The following is a 16237-nucleotide window of genomic DNA, read 5'->3' as shown; positions in this document are numbered from 1 at the left end:
GCGAATGGCCGTGCTCCCGATCCGAATCACGGGCGACCCCGTGCTCCATGCGCCGGCGTCGCCGGTCGAGACCATCGACGACGAGATCCGAACCCTCGTGCGGGACCTCTTCGAGACCATGGATGCCGCTCCGGGCGTCGGGCTCGCCGCCCCGCAGGTCGGCGTCCCCCTGCGCCTGTTCACCTACGGGTGGACCGATGAGGAGGATCGGGACTGGCGCGGGGTCGCGATCAATCCGGAGCTGTGGATCTCGCCGCCCGACCCCGGCATGCCCGATGACGAGGAGGAGTCCGAGGGATGCCTCTCGTTCCCGGGCGAGCGCTTCGCGCTGCGTCGGGCGGAACGGGCCATCCTGCGCGCGACCGACCTCGACGGCGAACGCTACGAGATCGTGGCCGACGGATGGCTCGCCCGCATCTTCCAGCACGAGTTCGACCACCTCGACGGCGTGCTCTACATGGACCGCCTCGACGACCACGACCAGCGCATCGTGCAGAAGATCACGCGCAAGCGCGGCTGGGGCACACCGGGGTCGAGCTGGACGCCGGGCGTGGACGACCTGGAGGGTTGAGCGACGGCGTGCGCGCCGATCAGGTGGCGAGGCGGATGCCGGCGGCGACCGCGGCGGCCACCCCGACGACCACGATGAACGGCGTCCGCACCGCGTAGAGCGCGGCCGCGACCACGAGCGCCGGCACGCGCGCGTCGATCACGAGCGACGAGCCGTCGGCGAGGGTCTGCACCGCGATGAGTGCGGCGAGCAGCGCGACGGTCAGGAGGTCGGCGATGCGGGCGGGGCGCTCGCGTTCGAGGAACCCGGCGGGCACCAGGTGGCCGGCGAGCTTCAGCGCGAGCGTCGCCGCGGTCGCGAGCAGGATCACGTGCCAGGCCGTCACCGCGCGACCTCCCGCCGCCGGAAGAGGTCGAACCAGCCCACCACGACCGCGACCGCCGCGGCCACGAGGACCGGCACGCCGGGCGTGAGCGCGGGCGTCAGGGCGCTCGCCACGACGGCGGCGACCACCGCCGTGGCGCCCGCCTGCACGCGCTTCAACCGCGGCCAGAGCAGGCCGAGGAACGCGGCCGCCGCCGCCGCGTCCAGGCCGTAGGCGCGGGTGTCGCCGAGGGCGTCGCCGATGAGTGCACCGGCGAGCGTGGTCGCGTTCCAGCCGACAATGATCGCGATGCCCGTGACCCAGAAGCCGATCCGCGCCGCGCGCTCGTTCGTCTGGGCGAGCGCGACGGCCGTCGACTCGTCGATCGTGAGCCACGCGGCGGCCGCCCGGCGCAGGACGCCGTGGTCGCCGACCACCGGTCGCATGCGCATCCCGTAGACGACGTTGCGGACCCCGAGCAGGGCGGCCGCGGCGATCGCCGATCCGCCCGCCGCGACGCCGCCGGCCCCGAGCACGCCGACGAGCGCGAACTGTGATCCCCCCGTGAACATCACGAGGCTGAGGAAGCACGTCTGCCAGACGTCCAGGCCGGACGCGACGGCGAGGGCGCCGAACGAGATGCCGTAGGCAGCGGTGGCGAGGCCGACCGCGATCCCGTCGCGCCGGGCGCCTCGCACCGCGGCGTCGACGTCGGGCGGGCTCACTCCCCCAGTTGACCGGGTGCGCCCGCGGATCCGCAAATCGCTGCCGAGGGAACGGTGCGCCGCCCGCCCGGGACCTCCGCGCCGGGAACGACGAAGGCCCGGTCGACGACCGGGCCTCTTCGTGGCTCCCCCACTTGGACTCGAACCAAGAACCTATCGGTTAACAGCCGATTGCTCTGCCAATTGAGCTATGGAGGATCGCGCGCTGGGCGCAGAGATACTCTAGCAAAACGAGCGCCGGACACCCAATCGAGGGGACCTCGCTTCTCAGTACCCCGCGGCCGGGTCGATGCGCCCCTCGAAGGGCGCCGCACCGAGGAAGGCCGCGGTGTTCTCGGCGATGCGTCGCGCGAAGAGCGGAGCCGTCATCTCGTCCGTGTCGGCGACGTGGGGCGTCACCAGGCAGTTCGGCGCCGACCACAGCGGATGCCGCGGCGGGAGCGGCTCCGGGTCGGTCACGTCGAGTCCGGCGCCGCCGAGGCGCCCTGCCTCGAGCGCCGCGCCGAGCGCATCCGTGTCGACCAGGCCGCCGCGCGCGACGTTGACGAGGACCGCGCCCTCGCCGAGCGCGTCGAGGGCATCCGCGTCGATGATCCCACGCGTCTCGTCCGTCAGCGCAGCGACGACGAACAGCACGTCGGCGCCCTGCAGGGCGTCGATGAGGCGATCCGTCGTCAGCGTGCGCGCGGCCCCGGGCACCGGCGCGTTCGCGCGGCGCACGACCGTCGCCTCCACCTCGAACGGCGCGAGCAGGCGGAGCAGTTCGACGGCGATGCCCCCGGCGCCCAGGATCACGACACGGCTCCCGTACAGGCTCCGTCCGCGCTCGTCGGCCACCCAGCGGTCGGCGCGGGCCCGACGCGGGAACTCGCGCAGCGCCGCGAGCGCGAGCGCGAGGGCGTGCTCGGCGACGGGCTGCGCGTAGGCGCCCTTGCCGCTCGTCCAGACCCGCCCGTCGCCGCGGTGCCGGGCGAGCAGACCGGCGAACGCATCCACGCCGGCCCACGGCAGCTGCACCCAGCCGAGGCGCGGGTGCGCTGCCAGGACGTCCTCGAGCTCGGCCTCGCCGTCGGCACTCGTCCAGACGAGCCCGCGCGTCGCCGGACCGAGCGGACCGACCGTTCCGCCCGCCGTGCGAACGGCGTCGACGAACGCCGGGTCGGAGTCCGGGAGGATGGCGATCGGACCCGGTTCGACCGGCGGCGCATCGGTCCGGGCGCCCGTCGCCGCGCCGGTCACGGGGCGGTGACGTGCCGTGGCGCGTTCCGCCCCGGTCACGAGCGACGGTCCGGCGCGATGTCCTCGGTCACGGCATGGCCGTCGTCGACCGCGCCGGCGAGCGCCTTCACGTAGGGATGCGAGGGATCGCGGAACACCTCGTCGAACGTGCCGAGCGCGACGAGGCGGCCCTTGTCGAGGACGGCGAGCCGATCGGCGATGCGCCGCAGCACCGGCAGGTCGTGCGAGATCACGATGGCCGAGAACGTGTGGCCGTCGCGGAGCTCGGTCAGCAGGTGCGCGATCGCGTCGCGCACCGTGAGGTCGATCGCCGCGGTCGGCTGGTCGGCGATCAGCACCGTCGGGCCGAGGACGAGCGCCCGGGCCAGGGCCACGCGCTGCCGCTGGCCACCGCTCAACTCGTAGGGGAACTTCTCGAGGAGGCCGAGCGGCAGCCGCACGGAGTCGAGCATCGTGGCCACGCGCGTCGCGAGCGCCTGGCGGTTGTACCGCGGGTCGCGCTCGAGCACGGGCGCGCCGACGATCTCGGCGACGCTGCGGTCGGCGGGCAGCCGCTCCGCGGCATCCTGCGCGAGGTACCCGACGTGGAAGCGCAACTCGTTGAGGTGCCGGCGCGAGATGCGACGCAGCGGCCGGCCGAGCACGCTCGCGTCGCCCCCGGTCACGACCGGACGCACCTCGCCGCCGGCCGGCGACGGCTCGAACGCGACCCCGGAGAGCACGCGGGCGAGTGTGCTCGCACCGCTCCCGGCCGAGCCGATGACGCCGAGCACCTCGCCGGGGGCGAGCCGGAAGTCGACCCCGCGCAGCGCCACGTGCGCCGCACTCGGTCCGCGCGCCGGGTACTCGACCGAGAGGTCGCTCACGACCACCGGATAGCCGTGGGCGGCGCTGCGGCTCACGACGCCTCCCGGAGGCGACGCAGCTGCTCGCGCCGCTCCGCCTGCGCGACCGGGTCCGGCACCGGGAGGGAGGCGAGCAGTCGCTGGGTGTACGGGTCCTGCGGAGCGCCGAGCACCTCGGCGCCCGTGCCCTCCTCGACGAGCCGCCCGCGGTAGAGCACCGCGATGCGGTCGGCCAGCAGGTCGACCACGGCGAGATCGTGGCTGATGAAGAGCGATGCGAAGCCGAACTCGCGCTGCAGCTCCGCGAACAGCTCGAGCACGCGCGCCTGCACCGACACGTCGAGCGCCGACGTCGGCTCGTCGGCGATGAGCAGCTCGGGCTCGAGCGCGATCGCCCGGGCGAGGCTGGCGCGCTGACGCTGGCCGCCGGAGAGCTCGTGCGGGTATCGGTCGCCGTAGGCGGCGGGCAGCTGCACGGCCTCGAGCAGCTCGTTCACGCGCGGTCGCGCATCGCGCGCGTCCACCGCGCGATCGTGGATGACGAGCGGTTCGGCCACGCACTCCGCGATCGTCAGCAGCGGGTTGAAGCTCGACGCGGGGTCCTGGAACACGAAGCCGATCCGGCTGCGCGACGGTCGGAAGCGCCGTTCCCGGATGCCGAGCATCTCGTGGCCGAGCACGCGCAGCGAGCCGCCCGTGACCTTCGTGAGGCCGGCGATCGCCCGGCCGATCGTGGTCTTGCCCGAGCCGGACTCGCCCACGAGGCCGAGCACCTCCCCCGGCCTGATCACGAGGTCCACGCCGTCGACCGCCCGGAACCCCGCGCGGCCGAGCCGCCCCGGGTACTCGATCTCGAGGCCGCGCGCCTCGACGACGGGCTCGTGCTCGAGCCAGTCGGCGGGACGGGCCGCGGCACGCTCCTCGGCGCGCGCGGCGCCGTGCCCGACGTAGGGCACGGCGGCGAGCAGCGCCTTGGTGTAGTCGGCCTGCGGCTCGGCGAAGAGCGTGCGCGCGTCGGCCTCCTCGACGACCTTGCCCTGGTACATCACCGCGACCCGGTCGGCAAGGTCGGCGACCACGCCCATGTTGTGCGTGATGAGCACGATCGCGGTGCCGAACTCGTCCCGGACCCGTCGCAGCAGGTCGAGGATCTCGGCCTGCACGGTGACGTCGAGCGCGGTCGTCGGCTCGTCGGCGACGATCAGCCCGGGCTCGAGCACGAGCGCCATCGCGATGACGATGCGCTGCTTCTGGCCGCCGGAGAACTGGTGCGGGTAGTGGTCGACCCGAGCCTCCGGATCGGGGATGCCGACCCGGCCGAGGATCTCGATCGCGCGCGTGCGCGCCTCGGCCTTCGTGACCTTGCCATGGGCCCGGAGGCCCTCCATGATCTGCCAGCCGACCGTGTAGACCGGGTTCAGCGCGGTCGACGGCTCCTGGAAGACCATGGCCACGTCGGTGCCGCGGATCGCGCGGAGGTCGGCGCCGCTCAGCGACATGACGTCCTGCTCGTCCGTTCCGGCACGGTTCGAGAGCACCACCGCGCCGCTGGTCGTGGCCGTCTCCGGCAGGAGTCCGAGGATCGTCTTCGCGGTGACGGTCTTGCCCGAGCCGGACTCGCCGACGATGGCGAGCACCTCGCCGCGCTCGACCGACAGGCTCACGTCGTCCACGGCCTTCACCGCGCCGGCATCCGTCGAGAACGAGACGCCGAGTCCCTTGATGTCGACCACCGTGCTCATCGCTTGACCTCGATTCCGTGCTCGTCGAACGTCTCGCCGTCCTCGAGGCCGTCCAGCCCGCCCGGGCCGGCGACCAGCGTGCCGCCGGGCACGACCGAGGTCTCGGCGACCTCGCCCGCCGCCTGCGCGACGCGGCGGCGTCCGCGCAGGCGCGGGTCGGCGAGGTCGTTCAGGCTCTCGCCCACCAGCGTGATGCCGAGCACCGTGATCACGATCGCGAGGCCCGGGAACAGGGCCGTCCACCAGATGCCGCTCGTCACGTCGGAGAGCGCCTTGTTCAGGTCGTAGCCCCACTCGGCCGCCGCGGTCGGCTCGATGCCGAAGCCGAGGAAGCCGAGGCCTGCGAGCGTCAGGATCGCCTCGGACGAGTTGAGCGTGAAGATCAGCGGCAGCGTGCGCGTGGCGTTGCGCAGGATGTGCCGGAAGATGATCCGCGGGTTCGAGGCCCCGAGCACCTTGGCCGACTCCACGAACGCCTCGGCTTTCATCCGCACCGTCTCGGCGCGGATGACGCGGAAGTACTGCGGGATGTAGACCACGGTGATCGAGATCGCCGCCGCGAAGATGCCGCCCCAGAGGCTGGACTGTCCGCCGGAGATCACGATCGACATCACGATCGCCAGCAGCAGCGAGGGGAAGGCGTAGATCGCGTCGCTCACGACGACGAGCACCCGATCGAGCCACCCGCCGAGGTAGCCGGAGACGAGCCCCAGGAAGACGCCCGCGAAGATCGAGAGGGCCACAGCGACGATGATGACCAGCAGCGCGGTCTGCGTGCCCCAGATCACCCGCGAGAGCACGTCGTAGCCGCCCACGGTGGTGCCGAGCAGGTGCTCGGCGGAGGGCGGCTGCTGGGCGCCGAACGGTCCATCGGGACCGCGCAGCTGGTTGAAGCCGTACGGGGCCAGCACGGGCGCGAGCAGCGCGGTGAGGATGAAGACGCCCGTGATCACGAGGCCGGTGACCAGCATGCCGCGCTGGAGTCCGACGCTCTGCCGGAGCTGGTGGACGACGGGGATGCGGTCGCGCCAGCGGTGGCCTGCGGGGGCGGAAGCGGTGGCGGTCATGTCAGTACCTCACCCTCGGGTCGATGAGCGCCGCGATGACGTCGACGATGAAGTTGGTCAGGGCCACGATCACGGCCAGCAGGGCCACGATGCCCTGCACGGCGACGAAGTCGCGGGCCTGGAGGTACTCGGCGAGCTGGAAGCCGAGCCCCTTCCATTCGAACGTCGTCTCGGTGAGGACCGCGCCACCGAGCAGCAGCGCGATCTGCAGCCCGATGACGGTGATGATCGGGATGAGGGCCGGGCGGTACGCGTGGCGTCGCACGAGCCGGTACTCGCTGACGCCGCGGGAACGGGCGGCGTCGACGTAGTCGGTGGCCAGCGTCCCGATGACGTTCGTGCGCACGAGTCGCAGGAAGACGCCGGCCGTGAGCAGGCCCAGTGCGATCGACGGCAGCACCGCGTGCGCGAGCACGTCGCCGAGCACCTCGGGATCGCCGGTCCGGATGGCGTCGATCGTGTAGAGGCCGCTCGAGCCGGGAAGGAGCTGCATGCGCAGCTCGGCGGAGGTCGAGGCCCGGCCCGCGACGGGGAGCCAGCCGAGCCAGACCGAGAACACTAGCTTCAGCAGCATGCCGGCGAAGAACACCGGCGTGGCGTAGCAGAGGATGGCGAACACCCGCAGCGAGGCGTCCTGGCCGCGGTCGCGGAAGTAGGCCGCGACCATGCCGAGCGGGATTCCCACGATGAACGCCACGATGAGCGAGTAGAAGACGAGCTCGAGCGTCGCCGCGCCGTAGTTCAGCAGCACCTCGACGACGGGACGGTTGTCGCTGATCGTGGTGCCGAAGTCGCCGGTGAGCAGCTGGCCCAGGTACTCGAAGTACTGCACGATGAGCGGTCGGTCGTACCCGGCCGCGCTGATGCGCTCCTGCAGCTGCGCGGCCGTCAGCCGGTCGCCCAGCGCCGCCGTGATGGGATCCCCGGTCGCCCGCATCGCGACGAAGACGAGCGTCACGAGGATGAAGACGGTCGGGATGATCAGCAGTGCCCGGACGACGAGGTAGCGACCGAGCCCACCCCCCGAGGATCGTGTGGTACGCCGAGCGGGCGCGGTGCCGCCGGAAGTCGGCGGCGCGGTCACCGTTGAAGCCATGTTCGCCATTCTGGACTCGAAGGCGGGCGGCCCGCTCCCATGAGAGCGGACCGCCCGTTCCTGTTCGTGTAGGAGACTCTAGCGTCTCGTCCGCGTCAGCCCTTCGAGAGGGCGCCGTAGCGGAACTTGAACGACGCGTCGAGCGTGTCCTCCGCGCCGGACACGTCGGCACCGACGACCGCGACCTGCGCACCCTGGAGGTACGGCACGGTCGACAGGTCGCCCGCGACCGTCTCCTGGATCTGCTCGATCAGCGCGCTGCGCTCGTCGGCGTCCACGGTGACCGACTGCTCGAGGATGAGGTCGTCGACCTCGGGGTTCGAGTAGTGGTTGCCGAGGAAGTTGACGTCGGTCAGGAAGAACGGGCTCAGGTAGTTGTCGGCGTCGGAGTAGTCCGGGAACCAGCCGAGCTGGTACGCGGGGTAGACGTCGGCCGTGCGGTCCTTCGAGTACTGCACCCACTCGGTGGTCTGCAGGTTCACGGTGAAGAGCCCGGATGCCTCGAGCTGGTCCTTGATCAGCGCGTACTCGTCGCCCGAGGACGGACCGTAGTGGTCGTTCGAGTACTGCAGGTTCAGCTCGACCGGGGTCTCGACCCCGGCGTCCTCGAGGGCCTTGGTCGCCTTGTCGGCGTCGGGGCCGCCCGCGCCGTCGCCGTACATGTCCTTGAGCGGCTCGACGGCGCCCGTGAGGCCGTCCGGCACGTACGAGTAGAGCGCGGTGTACGTGCCCTTGTAGACCTGGTTCGCGATCTCCTCGCGGTCCAGCAGGTCGGCCACGGCCTGGCGGACGGCGAGGGCCTTCTCCTCATCGGCTTCCGGCGTCTCGGCACCGTACGGCTGGGTGTTGAAGTTGAACACGATGTAGCGGATCTCGCCGCCGGGGCCCTCGACGACCTGGACGTCGTCGTTGCCGCGGAGGTCGTCGATGTCGGTGGCCGACAGGCTGCGCCACGCGACGTCGATGTTGCCCTCCTGCACGTCGAGCTTCATGTTCGACGCGTCGGCGTAGTACTTCACGTTGACCGTGTCGTTGTTCGGCGCACCGAGCAGGCCCTGGTAGTCGGGGTTGGGCGCGTAGGCCACGAGGTTGTTGAAGTCGTAGCTCGTGATCACGTACTGGCCGGCGAAGGCCTCGCCCTCGACGATCTCGTCGTCCGAGGTCAGCTCGTCGGCCGAGAAGACGTCCTCGTCGACGATCGGACCCGCCGGGCTGGCGAGGATCTGCGGGAAGATCTGGTCGTTCTCGCTCTTCAGGGTGAAGACGACGGTGGTCTCGTCCGGCGCGTCGACCGAGTCGAGGTTGTACAGCAGCGCCGACGGGCCGTTCTCGTCCGCGATCGCCAGCTGGCGGTCGAAGGTGAACTTGACGTCCGAGCTGGTGAGGTCGTTGCCGTTGGCGAACTTCAGGCCCGACTTCAGCGTGACCGTGTACTCCGTCGGCGAGGTGAACTCGGCCGACTCGGCGATGTCCGGCTCGACGTCGGAGGTGCCGTACGGCGAGTTCATCAGGAACGGGAACACCTGGTTCATGACGGCGAACGAGCCGTTGTCGTACGAGCCGGCGGGGTCGAGCGTGGTGACCTTGTCGGTCGTTCCGATCGTGAGCGTGCCGCCGGCGGCCGACTCCTCGTCGGCGCCGCCTGCCGAGCAACCGGCCAGCGCGAGAGCGGCGGCCGAGAAGCCCGCCGCGAGCGCGAGGCCGCGCCGTCGGTTCGTGGATGCGGATGCCATATCCGTCTACCTCTTCCTCTGGGGTGGGAGCGCACGCGCCGATGAGGGCGCGAGAATCGCGTATCTCCCAGAGCTAGCACACGCGCCCGAGTGTCGTCGCGGATGTGCCCGCCCCGACGGGCCGAATGTGACCGATCTGCAACCTTGGCGGCGGGTCGGAGCACACAGGATGAGCAGTCCTCGCATCCGGGCGCTTTCGATCCGACCGAGCGCGCCGGCCGTGCGCCGTCCGGGGCCCCGCCGACCGGACGGGGTGCCGGGCCCCCTCAGTCGCCGCGCAGCGCGCGGCGTTCCCGCTCGATCTCGACGAGCGCGCGCTGGATCATCGCGTACGTCGAGGTGTCGGTCGCATCCGTCCGCTGGAGGCGCCCCAGCAGCTCCTGCTTCTGGCGGAGCAGCTCGCGGTCCACGAGCGAGGCCACCACGCCCCGCGCCCATCCCTCGAGTTCCGCGTCGCTGCGCTGCGGCACCGGCAGCACGGCGAGCTGCTGCACGACGGCGCCGAAGGGCGACGGCACCTCGGCGATCACCCGGTCGATGGTGATCGCGGGCGCGGTCACCGTCGGGGCCGTCCCGCTCGGCCCACCGGCGGCGGCCGCGGCGAGCACCGACGCGACCCCGTCCCGGACCACCGCGAGCGTTCCGTTGCCGAAGCGGCAGTCGACGCCGTGGTGCAGCAGGTCGTCGCCGACGAGCTCCGGGTACTGCAGCATAGCCTGGAGGGCATCGCGCTCGAGGCGCGTGGCCGGGTCGTTCGGCAGCTGGGAGATGGAGAAGGGGCGTTCGGATGCCCCGGTCTCCGCGCCGGCGTCGGGCGGCGACCCCGCCCCCGCGTCGGGGCTCGTGCCCGCGCTCCCGTGACGTCCGCCGTCACCGCGCGGCGCACCCGGCCGATCACCCTCCGACCGGGCTCCGGATCCCCCCGCCGGGCGCTCGTCGCGGCCCCCGCGATCGTCGCGCGCCCGCGCGGCGGCGCCGCGCACCGCCCGGCCCACCTCGTCGAGCTCCATCCCGAGCATGCGCGCGAGCTCACGCGTGTAGCCGGGTCGGAGCGCGGGGTCGCGGATCTCGGCCACGACCGGCGCGGCGGCCCGCAGCGCGGCGACCCGACCCTCGACGGTCTCGAGGTCGAATCGCGCCAGCGTGTGGCGGATGACGAACTCGAACATGGGCGTGCGCGTCTCGACGAGGGTGCGCACCGCGGCGTCCCCGCGGGCGAGTCGGAGGTCGCACGGGTCGAGCCCGTCGGGTGCGACGGCGACGAAGGTCTGCGCCGCGAAGCGCCGCTCCTCGGCGAACGCGCGCATCGCGGCCTTCTGGCCGGCGGCGTCGCCGTCGAAGGTGAACACGACCTCGCCGTCGGCCGAGTCGTCGCCGAGCACGCGGCGCAGCACCTTGATGTGGTCGACGCCGAAGGCGGTGCCGCAGGTCGCGATCGCCGTCGTCACCCCCGCGAGGTGGCAGGCCATGACATCGGTGTAGCCCTCGACCACGACGACGCGGTGCGACTTCGAGATCTCCCGCTTGGCGAGATCGAGCCCGTAGAGCACCTGGGCCTTGTGGTAGATCGCGGTCTCCGGGGTGTTCAGGTACTTCGGCCCCTGGTCGTCGTCGAGGAGCTTGCGCGCCCCGAAGCCGACGGTCTGCCCGGTCACGTCCCGGATCGGCCAGATCAGGCGCCCGCGGAACCGGTCGTACACGCCGCGGTCGCCCTGCGACACGAGGCCCGAGGCGGAGAGCTCCTCGGTTGTGAAGCCCTTCCCTCGCAGGTGGCGGGTCAGCGCCTCCCAGCTCTTCGGGGCGAAGCCGACGCCGAACCGGCGCGCCGCCTCGGCGTCGAAGCCGCGCTCGCCGAGGAACCGACGGCCGACCTCCGCGTCCGGCGTGGTCAACTGCTCGATGAACCACTCCTCGGCGGCGCGGTTCGCCGCGAGCAGCCGCGCACGGTTGCCCGGCCCCTCGTGCTGCCCGCCGTCCTCGTAGTGCAGGTCGTATCCGATCCGCCCCGCGAGGCGCTCCACGGCCTCGGCGAAGGTCACGTGGTCCATGCGCTGCAGGAAGGTGTAGACATCCCCCGACTCGCCGCAGCCGAAGCAGTGGTAGTAGCCGAGCTGCGGCCGCACGTGGAAGCTCGGGCTGCGCTCGTCGTGGAACGGGCACAGGCCCTTCATCGACCCGACGCCGGCCGACTTCAGCGCGACGTGCTCGCCGACGATGTCGGCGATGTTCGTGCGGGCCTTGACCTCGTCGACATCGCTCTGTCGAATGCGGCCCGCCATGCCAGCAATCCTATTGCGCGGACGACGCGTCGCGGGCCCGCACGGCCGTCATCGCTGGACGAGCCGCTCGTACCACGAGAGCGCCGACTGGTCGGTGAGGCTCGCGACCTGGTCCACCACGACGCGCTTGCGCGCCGCGTCGTCGGCGGCCGCCCGCCAGTCCTCGGCGAACGCGGCGTCGAGATGCGCGTCGCCGCTCCCGAGCAGTACGTCGGCGAGCGAGGTGAGCACCTGCCGCTGCTGCAAGTAGATCGGCTGGCGCGTGTTGCGGGACATCACGAACGCGGCGACGATCCCCTTCAGGACGGCGATCTCGGCCTGGATGTCGCGCGGCACGACGACGTCGGCGTCGAACCGGATGAGGCTCGCGACCGGGTGGTGGTCGCGGGTGGCCTCGGTCGCCGCGTGCGCGAAGCGGCCGATGAGCTGGCTCGTGAGGTTCTTCAGGGCGGCCTGGTCGCGACGGCTCCCCGTCCACTCGGAGATCCACACGTCGAGCGAGTCGAGGCGGTCGAACGCCGCGATCAGCTCGTCATGGTCGAACGCGCCGCCGATCCACTCGAACATCGCGTCGACGAGCTCGTCGTGATCGACCCGGCTGCCGAGCGCCGCGACGTCGAGGTAGCCGCCGACGATCGCGTCCTCGAAGTCGTGGACCGAGTAGGCGATGTCGTCCGAGAGGTCCATGACCTGCGCCTCGATGCAGAGCCGCCGCTCGGGGGCGCCCCGGCGCATCCACTCGAACACGTCGACGTCGTCGGCGTAGAACCCGAACTTGGTGCGGCCGCTGGGGTCGCCGATGCCCGAGGCCTCCGGCCACGGGTACTTGCAGCTGGCATCGAGGCTCGCGCGCGTGAGGTTCAGCCCGAGCGGCCGGCCGTCGGAGGAGAAGACCTTCGGCTCGAGCCGGGTGAGGATGCGCAGCGTCTGCGCGTTCCCCTCGAAGCCGCCGATGTCGGCGGCCCACGCGTTCATGGCCTTCTCGCCGTTGTGGCCGAACGGCGGATGCCCCAGGTCGTGCGCGAGGCAGGCGGTGTCGACCACGTCGGGGTCGAGCCCGATGCTCGTCGCGAGCTCGCGGCCCACCTGCGCCACCTCGAGGGAGTGCGTGAGCCGGTTGCGCGCGAAGTCGAGCCCCGAGGTGGGGCTCAGCACCTGCGTCTTCGCGGCGAGCCGGCGCAGCGCGCTCGAGTGCAGGAGCCGCGCGCGGTCGCGCGCGAAGTCGCTGCGTCGCCGGTTCTCGTGCTGCTCGGGCAGGAATCGCTCGGCGTCGGCGTCGTCGTAGCCGCCGAAGAGTCGGTCGCGCACCCGGGTCAGCCGCCGCTCGTGTCGAGTTCGGCGCCGACGAGCGTCGCCCGGTCGTGGCCTGCCAGATCCTGCGAGGCGAGCCAGCCGTCGGGCAGTGCGGGGTTCTTGGGCGTGCCGGCGCGGCCGCGCGGCCCCTCGGCCCCCTCGCCGGGGTAGGGCGTCGACCAGTCGAGCGTGCCGAGGAGGTCGTCGAGCTGCGCCAGGGACTCCACCGTGGCCAGGCGCGCCCGCAGGTCGCCGCCGACCGGGTAGCCCTTGAAGTACCAGGCGACGTGCTTGCGGATGTCGCGGCAGCCGCGCTCCTCGCTGTCGAAGAACTCGGCCAGCAGCTCGGCGTGGCGGCGGAACGTGCGCGCGACCTCGCCGAGCGTCGGCTCGGCCTTGACGTGCTCACCGCGGAATGCCGCGGCGAGGTCGCCGAAGAGCCAGGGCCGGCCGAGGCATCCGCGCCCCACGACGACCCCGTCGCAGCCGGTCTCCTCGACCATCCGCAGCGCGTCGTCGGCCGACCAGATGTCGCCGTTGCCGAGCACCGGTACGCCGGTCACGGTCTCCTTCAGCTTCGCGATGGAGGGCCAGTCGGCCTGTCCCGAGTAGAACTCGGCCGCGGTGCGGGCGTGCAGCGCGATCGACGCGACGCCCGCGCCCTCGGCGATGCGGCCGGCCTCGAGGTAGGTCAGGTGGTCGGCATCGATGCCCTTGCGCATCTTGACCGTGAGGGGCACGTCGCCGGCGGCCTTCACGGCGCCCTCGACGATGTCGCGGAACAGGCCCGACTTCCAGGGCAGCGCCGCTCCCCCGCCCTTGCGGGTGACCTTGGGCACCGGGCAGCCGAAGTTCAGGTCGATGTGGTCGGCACGATCCTCGGCCACGAGCATCGTCACCGCCTCGGAGACGGTCTTCGGGTCGACGCCGTACAGCTGGATGGAGCGTGGCGTCTCGGACTCATGGTGCGTGATGAGCCGCATCGACTCGGGCGTGCGCTCGACGAGCGCGCGGCTCGTGATCATCTCGGAGACGTAGAGGCCGGCGCCGAACTCGCGGCAGAGCCGGCGGAACGCCGTGTTCGTGATGCCCGCCATGGGCGCGAGCACGACCGGCACCTCGAGGTCGAGGCCGCCGATCGAGAGCGGGCGGGCAGGGGTGGTGGTCGTAGGCATCGCCTTCGATTCTCCCAGATCCGGCGCCGGATCCGGCCGGGCGCGCGAGCCGGACGCGTAGGATGCGGGCAGGCCGACTTCGGGGAGGACCTTCATGGCGCGGTTCGACGGACTCGTCGGCGTCGAGCGGGTGCGGGCCGACGCCGAGGAGCACGGGCTCGAGATCGAGGTGATCGTGCGGCCGGCCGCGAACAGCCTCGAGGAGGCGGCCGAGCTGCTGCGGATCACGCCCGGCGACATCGTGAAGTCGCTGGTGGTCAAGCGCAGCGACGACACGTACGTGTTCGCGCTGGTGCCCGGCGGCCGGAAGATCAGCTGGCCGAAGCTGCGGGGCCTGCTCGGCGTGAACAAGCTGCAGCTGCCCGACGCGTCGCTCGCGCTCGCCGCGACCGGCTACGAGCGCGGCACGATCACGCCGCTCGGATCGAGCATCGCGTGGCCCGTCGTCGCCGACGAGGCGATCGTCGGCCGACGCGTGTCGATGGGCGCGGGCGAGCACGGCCGCAGCCTGTTCGTCGACGCCGACGCCCTCATCTCCGCACTCGGCGCGACCGTCGCCGACATCAGCGACCCCGAGTAGCCGCCCCTCCTCCGTCGCGCGCGCCGGCGCCGCGTCGCGCCCGCGCTTGCACGCCATCGAGATGACGCGAACCGTCGTGCGGGCCGGGCGGAGGATCCGTTCGCGTCATCTCGCGGGGTCGGCGAGGTCTCCCGGGTCGGCAGGCGGGACGAAGCAGACGTCGCCCTCGCAGACCATGCCGGCGTCGGCGCCGACCATCGTGAACGGCGCGGGAGCGGCATCCGTCGACGCCGTCTCGGGGCTCACGCCGCCACCCCGTCGCGCTCGCCGTCGACCTGCTGGAGCACCTGCGAGAAGACCTCGGCGGGCTGCGCGCCCGAGACGCCGTACTTGCCCTCGAACACGAAGAACGGCACGCCCTGGATGCCGTAGGCGCGCGCCTGCGCGATGTCGGCCTGCACGTCGTCGGCGTACCGGCCGGACTCGAGCGCCTCGCGCGCCTCGGCGCCGTCGATGCCGAGCTCCACGGCCCAGCCGACGAGTTCGTCGATGCGGTTCACGCGGCCGCCCTCGGTGAAGTAGGCCTTCAGCAGGCGCTCCTTCATCTCGAGCTGCACGCCATGCTCCTTCGCGAGGTGCAGCAACTCGTGGCCCTTCAGCGTCTTCGTGTGCGCGACCGTCTCGAAGTGGTAGTCGAGGCCGGCCTGCGCGGCGACGCCGGTCACGTGGTCGAGCATCTGCTCGACGCGGTCGAGCGGCAGGCCCTTCGCCTTCGAGAGGTACTCGGTCGTCGACCCCTCGAAGTCGAGCGGGGTGTCGGGCGAGAGCTCGAACGAGTGGTATTCGATCTCGACCTCGGGGGCGTCGTCGCCGAGTGCGGCGATCCCGGCCTCGAGGTGGCGCTTGCCGATGTAGCACCACGGGCAGGCGATGTCCGACCAGATGTCGATCTTGATGGGGGAACTCACGGTCAGGCCCAACGAACGACCGGCGAGCGGTATTCCCCGGACGGCATCGATCGCATTCCTCGCTCGTCGCGAGCTGCCGACCACGTCGCAGTACGATCGCTGGATGCTCCGTGCGTGCGACCCACTTCCCGGAAGGCCGTCGCGCGTGATCGTGGCCGGCACGAGCGGCAGCGGCAAGTCGACGCTCGCGGCGGTCATCGGCGAGGCCATCGGCCTCCCGTACGTCGAGATCGACGGACTCTTCCACGGCCCGGAGTGGACGCCCAGGCCCTCCTTCGATGTCGACGTCGCGGCCCTCGCCGCACGCCCCGCCTGGGTGGTGGAATGGCAGTACGCTTCGGCGCGACCACTCCTCGCCGCCCGGGCGGACCTCGCTGTCTGGCTCGACCTGCCCCGCGCGGTCGTCATGCGCCGGGTGATCGAGCGCACCGTGCGACGGCGGGTCCTCGATGTCGAGCTCTGGAACGGCAATCGCGAGGCGTCGCTGCGCACGGTGCTCACGGATCGCGACCACATCGTGCGCTGGGCCTGGCGCACGCACTCGGCGACCGGTCCGCGCGTGGCCGCGCTCACAGCCGATCGTCCGGACCTGCCGGTCGTGCGACTCCGGTCGCCGCGCCAAGTGACGGCGTGGTGCTCCGGGCCGCTCGCGACCGCCGCCCGGGTCCCGGGCTGACGCC

Annotated in this window: 16 protein-coding genes and 1 tRNA gene; 3 read left to right on the top strand and 14 right to left on the bottom strand. The window is 72.1% G+C overall.

From position 1 onward, the window contains the following. Positions 1–4: 4 nt before the first annotated feature. Positions 5–571 carry a peptide deformylase gene (gene def, locus ABME01_RS08780; protein WP_353828013.1) on the top strand — a complete coding sequence of 189 codons (567 nt, stop codon included), beginning with the start codon at positions 5–7 and terminating at the stop codon, positions 569–571. A gap of 19 nt (positions 572–590) precedes the next feature. Here the strand turns inward: def and ABME01_RS08775 are convergent, their stop codons facing one another. From ABME01_RS08775 to dusB, 12 genes are all read right to left on the bottom strand, one after another. Further along, positions 591–896 (bottom strand): AzlD domain-containing protein, encoded by a 306-nt coding sequence (locus tag ABME01_RS08775; RefSeq protein WP_353828012.1) that lies wholly within the window; start codon positions 894–896, stop codon positions 591–593. Then, the gene (locus ABME01_RS08770) at positions 893–1600 is read right to left on the bottom strand and encodes an AzlC family ABC transporter permease (RefSeq protein ID WP_353828011.1); all 708 of its coding nucleotides are present in this window, start codon (positions 1598–1600) and stop codon (positions 893–895) included. The genes ABME01_RS08775 and ABME01_RS08770 overlap by 4 nt, the downstream gene beginning before the upstream one ends. Positions 1601–1722: 122 nt before the next feature. After that, a tRNA-Asn gene (locus tag ABME01_RS08765) sits at positions 1723–1798 on the bottom strand. A gap of 69 nt (positions 1799–1867) precedes the next feature. Continuing rightward, a complete protein-coding gene (locus ABME01_RS08760; RefSeq protein WP_353828010.1) occupies positions 1868–2878 on the bottom strand; it encodes an NAD(P)-dependent oxidoreductase in 1011 nt (336 codons plus the stop codon). Beyond that, complete coding sequence (locus ABME01_RS08755; protein ID WP_353828009.1) at positions 2875–3741, bottom strand: ATP-binding cassette domain-containing protein; 867 nt, start codon at positions 3739–3741, stop codon at positions 2875–2877. Before ABME01_RS08755 ends, ABME01_RS08760 begins: the two co-directional genes overlap by 4 nt. Further along, positions 3738–5426: an ABC transporter ATP-binding protein gene (locus ABME01_RS08750; protein ID WP_353828008.1), complete on the bottom strand. Its 1689-nt coding sequence runs from the start codon at positions 5424–5426 to the stop codon at positions 3738–3740. The genes ABME01_RS08755 and ABME01_RS08750 overlap by 4 nt, the downstream gene beginning before the upstream one ends. After that, positions 5423–6493: an ABC transporter permease gene (locus tag ABME01_RS08745; protein WP_353828007.1), complete on the bottom strand. Its 1071-nt coding sequence runs from the start codon at positions 6491–6493 to the stop codon at positions 5423–5425. Before ABME01_RS08745 ends, ABME01_RS08750 begins: the two co-directional genes overlap by 4 nt. A gap of 1 nt (position 6494) precedes the next feature. Then, positions 6495–7589 (bottom strand): ABC transporter permease, encoded by a 1095-nt coding sequence (locus ABME01_RS08740; RefSeq protein WP_353828006.1) that lies wholly within the window; start codon positions 7587–7589, stop codon positions 6495–6497. 95 nt (positions 7590–7684) lie between these two features. Next, positions 7685–9322, bottom strand: a complete 1638-nt coding sequence (locus tag ABME01_RS08735) for an ABC transporter substrate-binding protein (protein ID WP_353828005.1) — start codon at positions 9320–9322, stop codon at positions 7685–7687. Positions 9323–9588: 266 nt separating this feature from the next. Beyond that, positions 9589–11601, bottom strand: coding sequence for a DNA primase (gene dnaG, locus ABME01_RS08730; protein WP_353828004.1), 2013 nt, complete (start codon positions 11599–11601; stop codon positions 9589–9591). Positions 11602–11649: 48 nt separating this feature from the next. After that, positions 11650–12909: a deoxyguanosinetriphosphate triphosphohydrolase gene (locus ABME01_RS08725; protein WP_353828003.1), complete on the bottom strand. Its 1260-nt coding sequence runs from the start codon at positions 12907–12909 to the stop codon at positions 11650–11652. A 5-nt stretch (positions 12910–12914) separates the two neighbouring features. After that, on the bottom strand, positions 12915–14069 hold the full coding sequence (gene dusB / locus ABME01_RS08720) for a tRNA dihydrouridine synthase DusB (protein ID WP_353828002.1): 1155 nt from the start codon (positions 14067–14069) through the stop codon (positions 12915–12917). Between the two features lie 94 nt (positions 14070–14163). Between dusB and ABME01_RS08715 the strand changes: the two genes are divergently transcribed. Then, on the top strand, positions 14164–14649 hold the full coding sequence (locus tag ABME01_RS08715; protein ID WP_353828001.1) for an aminoacyl-tRNA deacylase: 486 nt from the start codon (positions 14164–14166) through the stop codon (positions 14647–14649). Positions 14650–14754: 105 nt separating this feature from the next. On the opposite strand, the gene ABME01_RS08710 is transcribed toward ABME01_RS08715, so the two are convergent. Together ABME01_RS08710 and ABME01_RS08705 are read right to left on the bottom strand one after the other, a co-directional pair. Further along, on the bottom strand, positions 14755–14895 hold the full coding sequence (locus ABME01_RS08710) for a hypothetical protein (protein ID WP_353828000.1): 141 nt from the start codon (positions 14893–14895) through the stop codon (positions 14755–14757). Continuing rightward, entirely contained in the window at positions 14892–15557 is a 666-nt protein-coding gene (locus ABME01_RS08705; protein ID WP_353827999.1) for a DsbA family oxidoreductase, read from the bottom strand. Before ABME01_RS08705 ends, ABME01_RS08710 begins: the two co-directional genes overlap by 4 nt. Before the next feature lie 151 nt (positions 15558–15708). On the opposite strand from ABME01_RS08705, the gene ABME01_RS08700 reads away from it, so the two are divergent. Next, positions 15709–16233 carry a P-loop NTPase family protein gene (locus ABME01_RS08700; RefSeq protein WP_353827998.1) on the top strand — a complete coding sequence of 175 codons (525 nt, stop codon included), beginning with the start codon at positions 15709–15711 and terminating at the stop codon, positions 16231–16233. Positions 16234–16237: the final 4 nt, after the last annotated feature.

It is taken from the genome of Agromyces litoreus (assembly GCF_040496015.1).
Lineage (GTDB): Bacteria > Actinomycetota > Actinomycetes > Actinomycetales > Microbacteriaceae > Agromyces > Agromyces litoreus.
Note: the sequence above shows the minus strand (reverse complement) of the source record. Positions and strands in the feature narration are given on the sequence as shown.